Annotated in this window: 5 protein-coding genes; 2 read left to right on the forward strand and 3 right to left on the reverse strand. The window is 53.3% G+C overall.

Annotated elements, in window-relative coordinates; genetic code table 11:
• A partial coding sequence (locus tag AC2JC8_RS05805; RefSeq protein ID WP_484594344.1) for an AAA family ATPase occupies positions 1-2,363 on the reverse strand: 2,363 nt, incomplete at its 3' end.
• A gap of 136 nt (positions 2,364-2,499) precedes the next feature.
• Between AC2JC8_RS05805 and AC2JC8_RS05810 the strand changes: the two genes are divergently transcribed.
• Both AC2JC8_RS05810 and AC2JC8_RS05815 read left to right on the forward strand, forming a co-directional pair.
• Positions 2,500-2,922 (forward strand): glycine zipper domain-containing protein, encoded by a 423-nt coding sequence (locus AC2JC8_RS05810; RefSeq protein WP_255132375.1) that lies wholly within the window; start codon positions 2,500-2,502, stop codon positions 2,920-2,922.
• Between the two features lie 4 nt (positions 2,923-2,926).
• The gene (locus tag AC2JC8_RS05815) at positions 2,927-3,301 is read left to right on the forward strand and encodes a phage holin family protein (RefSeq protein ID WP_295460195.1); all 375 of its coding nucleotides are present in this window, start codon (positions 2,927-2,929) and stop codon (positions 3,299-3,301) included.
• Here the strand turns inward: AC2JC8_RS05815 and AC2JC8_RS05820 are convergent.
• Both AC2JC8_RS05820 and AC2JC8_RS05825 read right to left on the reverse strand, forming a co-directional pair.
• A complete protein-coding gene (locus tag AC2JC8_RS05820) occupies positions 3,298-4,464 on the reverse strand; it encodes a THUMP domain-containing class I SAM-dependent RNA methyltransferase (protein WP_484594342.1) in 1,167 nt (388 codons plus the stop codon). The two genes, AC2JC8_RS05815 and AC2JC8_RS05820, sit on opposite strands and share 4 nt — an antisense overlap.
• 551 nt (positions 4,465-5,015) lie before the next feature.
• Positions 5,016-5,528 (reverse strand): DUF4114 domain-containing protein (locus tag AC2JC8_RS05825; RefSeq protein WP_484594343.1); only part of this gene is annotated, 513 nt, incomplete at its 5' end.

Genomic DNA, 5,528 nt, shown 5'->3' on the forward strand with positions numbered 1-5,528 from the left:
TCTTTATTAATTGCGGAGCGCAATTGCAATAGGCGTTGTTGCAGCTGATTTTCGCGGCTCAATTGGGGACCATGGGATCTTTTCGCTGCCGCCAATTCCGCCTCCAAGGCCGCCTGTTGGGAGCGTTGATTAGCGAGGGAGGTATGCAGCAATTCAAGGTTTGCCGTTAACTCCTGCTCCTTCCGCCTTGATGCCAACAGGGTTTCGCCAAGCTCAAGCAAACGGCGGCGCAATGGTTCCGCTTCATCCCCTTCACTTGCACGTCCAAAACTGAGGCCGCCACTGCGCTGCTGCTGGCTGCCGCCGGTGATTGCACCACTGCGTTCAAGCAGTTCACCTTCGAGCGTAACGATGCGGCTGCGGCCTAACTCGCGGCGGGCTGATTCCAGGTCTTTGTAAACAAGCGTTTCACCAAATACGTAGCGAAACACCTCGCTGTAAACAGGTTCAAAACGCAGCAACTCGAGGGCTCTGCCAACGCAACCCGCACTTGTAGCGATCGGGTTTCCCCTCTCAAGGGCACTGGAACTAAAACTCGAATTGGAATTACTACGAATTTTGTTTAAAGGTAGAAACGTAAGCCTGCCGGCTCGTTTTTGTTTGAGCAGTTCAATTGCCCGGGCAGCGATGCGATCGTCTGATACGACAACCTGGCTCAGGCGGCCACCCGCGGCCACCTCAAGGGCGAGGCGAAATTGCTCTTCCACCTCACCCAGCTGAGCGACAGAACCGTGGATGCCCTCCAGACCAGCTTCCAATAGCACCCGTAGGGCGCCGGTGCCGCGGCTTTCTTGCAGGGTTTCGCGGCGACTGTCTTGGCGAGCGATCTCCCGCTCAAGTTGCTGTTGTTCCTGTTCCAATCGCTGGCGGGTGCGTTGCTGCAGGGAAAGGGCTTCAGCGAGGCTTTGGGTGCTGTTGCGTTGTTTGTGTGCTTCTTGCAAAAGCTGCTCAAGTTGTTGTTGCAGCAACTCAAGTTGTTGTTTTGCAACATCACTACCTTGGCGTTCCTGCCCGAGTTGCTGCTCTTGTTCAAGCAATCTTTCTCGATCTTGGCGGCAACGTTCGTCCAGCTGCAACTGCTCAGATTGCAGCGGGGTTAACTCAGCCAGCAGCTCTTGGCGGCGGCGGCTGAGCTGCTGCTGCTCCTCTAGCCAACTGCCGGATCTACCCGCCACCTCCCCCAAACGGCGCCGGGAAAGTTCTACCGCCGCCTCAGCATTAAGACAATCGGCCTGAGCTTGCAGGCGTTCTTGGCCTTGATCAGCAGCTTCCAGCTGGCGCTTTTGATCCAGCAATCCCCCACGCTCTTGCAGCAATTGATGGCGTTGCTGCTGAATCTGGCTGGATTCCTGTTGATGCCTCTCAACACGCCGTTGCCTTTCCCTGCCAGCGGCATCTAATTCAGCTAGTTGGCCTTGCACCGCCAATAGTTGATCTTCGCCGAGGGATTTCACCTCCAGTTGCAATTTTTCGAGGCCTGTTGCCGCAGCTGCAATTTCTATTTCTCCCGCCTGAATTGCATCCCGCTCTTGAATCTCAGATTGTTGTATTTGGCAATGTTGCTGCTCGAGCTTCTGCAATTGAAGGCGGGAATGCTCCACCTGCAGCACCTGTTCTTGCTGCCTGCCAAGTTGCAACTTAAGGCGCAGTTCTTGGTATAAACGGGCCCTTTGGCAATCCCGCTCAAGGCGGTTGCGGGAGGCTTGAAGTTCACCTTCAACAATGCGGCAACGCTCTTCCCGCTCCTGCACCTCTTCAAGCTTGCCGCGGGCCTGATCGATGCGGCTATCAAAGAGGGCAACACCTGCCAGTTCGTCGATTATGCCGCGGCGATCTTTTGCACCCATCGACACAATTCGGGTTACATCCCCCTGCATCACTACGTTGCTGCCATCGGGATCCACCCGTAAACGCCGCAGCTGGGTTTGCAGTTGCTGCAGGTTGCAACTCACACCATCGGCGCTGTAACTACTGCTGTATGTACCGCCGGCTGCCACCCGCAAGCGACGAGTAACACTCCATTCCTTTTGGCCTGGCTTAATCCAAGGGCCCTCACTAGGGGGCTCAAGGCCTGCTTCCGCTTCATCCGGCTGCCAATCCTGTAGATCAAAGCGCACAGAAACAGACGCTTCTGCCGCTTTGCCTTCACGTATTACGCCGTTGTTTATCAAATCCGGCAGCCGTTCTGCCCGCATACCACGGCTATTTGCTAGGCCAAGACAAAAAAGAATTCCATCTAAAATATTGCTCTTTCCCGATCCATTCGGCCCTGTTACAACAGTGAAACCGGTATCAAGCGGAATGGTTACCGAACCGCCAAAAGATTTAAAATGAGTGAGGCTTACCTGATTGATATATACCAACAGGACAGCGGCGGCTTTGCCCCGAAACAGAATTAGATTTACGCTAGCAAATCTCTTCAACTGCACAAGGGGAACCAGCCAATGCTGCCAAGTGGCGCCAAGCCAGATAGGTTGCTTTTAACAATTGCGAATTGATATGGACAGTTCCAACCCAGTAACTGCTGTAGGCCAAGTGGGAGAACTTTTTCGGGAACGGTTTGCTGAATTGCTACCAGCGATTCAAAAACAATGGCCGCAGCTCACCCACGACACCCTTGCTAACACTCGTGGCAGTTTTGATGAGGTGGTGTTGCTGATTTCAGACCAAACCGGACGCACCGCCAGCGTTATCCAGGCACAACTTTTGGAATTTATGGAGGTGGCAGGGGAGCAGGGACGTCGTATTGGCGACAGTTTGCAACCACTGGAAGAACAGTTGGAGCAGCTGCTGGATGATCTAAATGCCAACTTGCGGCCAAAGCTTGAACAACCTGTGCGGGAAAGGCCTTTATTAGCCCTTGGCATTGCGGCAGGTGTTGGTCTTCTTGCCGGCCTGCTTTTAAGCAGCCGCAGGCGCTAGGGGTATGGCCAGTTCCACCCCCCGCAGCACCAGCTCAAAATTTGCTTCTTTAGTTACATCGGTTTTTGATCTACATGTGCGTATTGCCCTGCAGGAGGCAGATCGCGAAAAACGCCGCCTGATCGTGGGAGGGCTCGTTATTACTACGGCTTTAGTGCTGCTGAGCGGTGCACTTTTGGTGGGCCATGGCGCTCTGGCTTTATGGCTTGTGCAGAGCTGGAAACTTTCCTGGTTAGCCGCCTTTTTAATCATTGGGGCAGCTGATCTGCTGCTGGCTGGCTTGCTTCTGCGCATTGGCGGACAACTACTGAAGGGGCCCTATCTGCCCCAAACCACTGCTGGCATAACCCGCACCACCCGCACCCTTTTGGGGCGTTAGCGGATTTCGTAGTGCAACCAGCGGCAATCGATACCGCCATTACTAATAGGTATGCGGCGGCTGGCTTTTAAGCGCATTGGCGCCGTGCTGGCTGGATTTCCACTTAACAACCACAGCTGCCAGCCACTGCAACGCTGCTTCAACATTTGGCCCAGATCAAAAAATAGTTGTTCCAGATTTTCATCCTTTCCTAAACGCACGCCATAGGGGGGATTGCACACCAAAACGCCAGGCTGATTGGGGGGTTGAAAGTCGCGAAAATCCCCTTGTTGTAATTGCAGCCACGGCGCCACTCCTGCAGCTGCTGCATTAGTGCAAGCTTGCTCGAACACCTCATGATCACGCTCAATGCCATAGATGGGGGCAAGCGGGCGACCATCACTGAGCCCATCGCGGGCCAAACCAGTGGCTGCCTCCAGCTCAGCGCTCCATAGCCCTGGATCAAAATCAGGCCAGCGCTGCAAAGCAAAAAAGCGCCCTTGCCCCACCCCTGGCGAGCGAGCGAGGGCCATGGCAGCCGCCTCAATCAACAGGGTTCCCGAACCGCAAAGGGGATCCACTAGGGGCAGCGAACCATCCCAGCCGGTGAGAGCAATCAAACCAGCCGCCAGATTTTCTTTTAAAGGAGCTAATCCCATGGCGGGCCGATAACCGCGGCGATGCAAACTTTCGCCACTGCCATCTAAATAGAGGCTGGCTTCTGTGGCACCAAGGTGTAGATGTAAAACAAGGTTTGGGTTTTCTAGTTCGATGCTGGAACGTTCGCCCCAGCGCTCACGCTGCCAATCCACCAAGGCATTTTTCACTTCCAAGGCGCAGTAATGGCTATGGGTTAGGCCCGGCGCACTACCGCTTGTTTCCACTCGAAAAGTTGTAGTGGGGGGCAACCACTGCTGCCAATCAGCTACTGCCTGCACCCCCTGATATAGCTGCTCGCGGCTGCTGCAGGGAAAACTGCCAAGGTGGCGTAAAAAGCGAAAAGGTAAGCGGGCTTGCAGATGCAAGCGATAGAAACCAAGTTGATCTGTTTGAAATTGCACCGCACGCCGCAAAGGCCTAACGGCTGTGCAACCGAGCCTGCTCAGCTCTTCAGCCGCTGGCGCTTCAAGGCCGGGGGCAACTACCGCCACAACGCTGTAGTTGGGTGCATTAGGTGCAGACATAACCACTGAGCCCAACTCCTGCCACAATGATGAGGTTCGATTTCGATCGAACTAGGTGATCCACACCAGTGCTTCGGACAGCGGTTCGATTCCGCTCAGCTCCATTCCCCTTTGCTTCAAGGGGCTGCAATGGTCTCGACGGGGCATCAGGCGGATGACTGAAGCCTGCTCGGTGAGAGCAAAACCGTAACAGCGAACAACATCGTTCGTTTCTCCCGTCAAGCCGCCCCCGTGGCCGCCTGACCCTTAGGGGAGATGGGGTGAAGTTAGCCTTATCAACCAAATAACTCATTGGGCCTGGAAGGGCCCTTTAAAGTAGTTACCGCAAGGGATCTCAAGGTTGCCCTACACACCCATATAAGCGGCAGTTGACAAATCGCTGACAAGAATGAGGGGGTTAGAAACGGAAATCCCCCTTGAAGCTGGGTTGCTTGAATTCGCCGCCACAGCGGAGAACTTTTCCCTATTGATAAATCCTCTCCCAATATCGCTGGCTTTGTTTAGTGGGCGTTTGGACCGATGAAGCCGGCCGAAGGAACCATGGGGCGGGACTAAACAGATGGAATTACTCGTGATTCAAACTTGAATCCTAAAAGTGTGTCGTCGAAGTCTGTATCGCCGCCATAAAGCATATCTTCAAGGCCAATAATGTTAGCACCGTGTATATAAAAGTGATTGATATTGTCAATATTAGCGTCTGCAAAGCTGAAAAATATATTATCGTTGACTAATGCAAATGGAGCCAGCTTTCCAGTGCGATCAAACTCAATCGCTTGCCGGTACTCGGCGAAGCCTAAATTTGCATTCAGGCCAGTGAGCTCATCAAACAGATTGCTGCTACTTATAGCCAAGCTTGCATAGTCACTATGGCTTGGTGTGTAATCGATGCCATCAATTGTGATGGTCCCAAGATCATCTTTAACATGGTAGAAACCAACAGTAGGTTTGTAAGAAGCGTCTCGACCGATAACAATATCAGCAGTAATCTTCTCTTCTATTTTCAGTGCTGAAAAATCAAGGATGATGCCATCTGAATTATCATTACTCCGGAAGTAGTTCTTTGC

The sequence above is a fragment of the Synechococcus sp. genome, assembly GCF_982614295.1.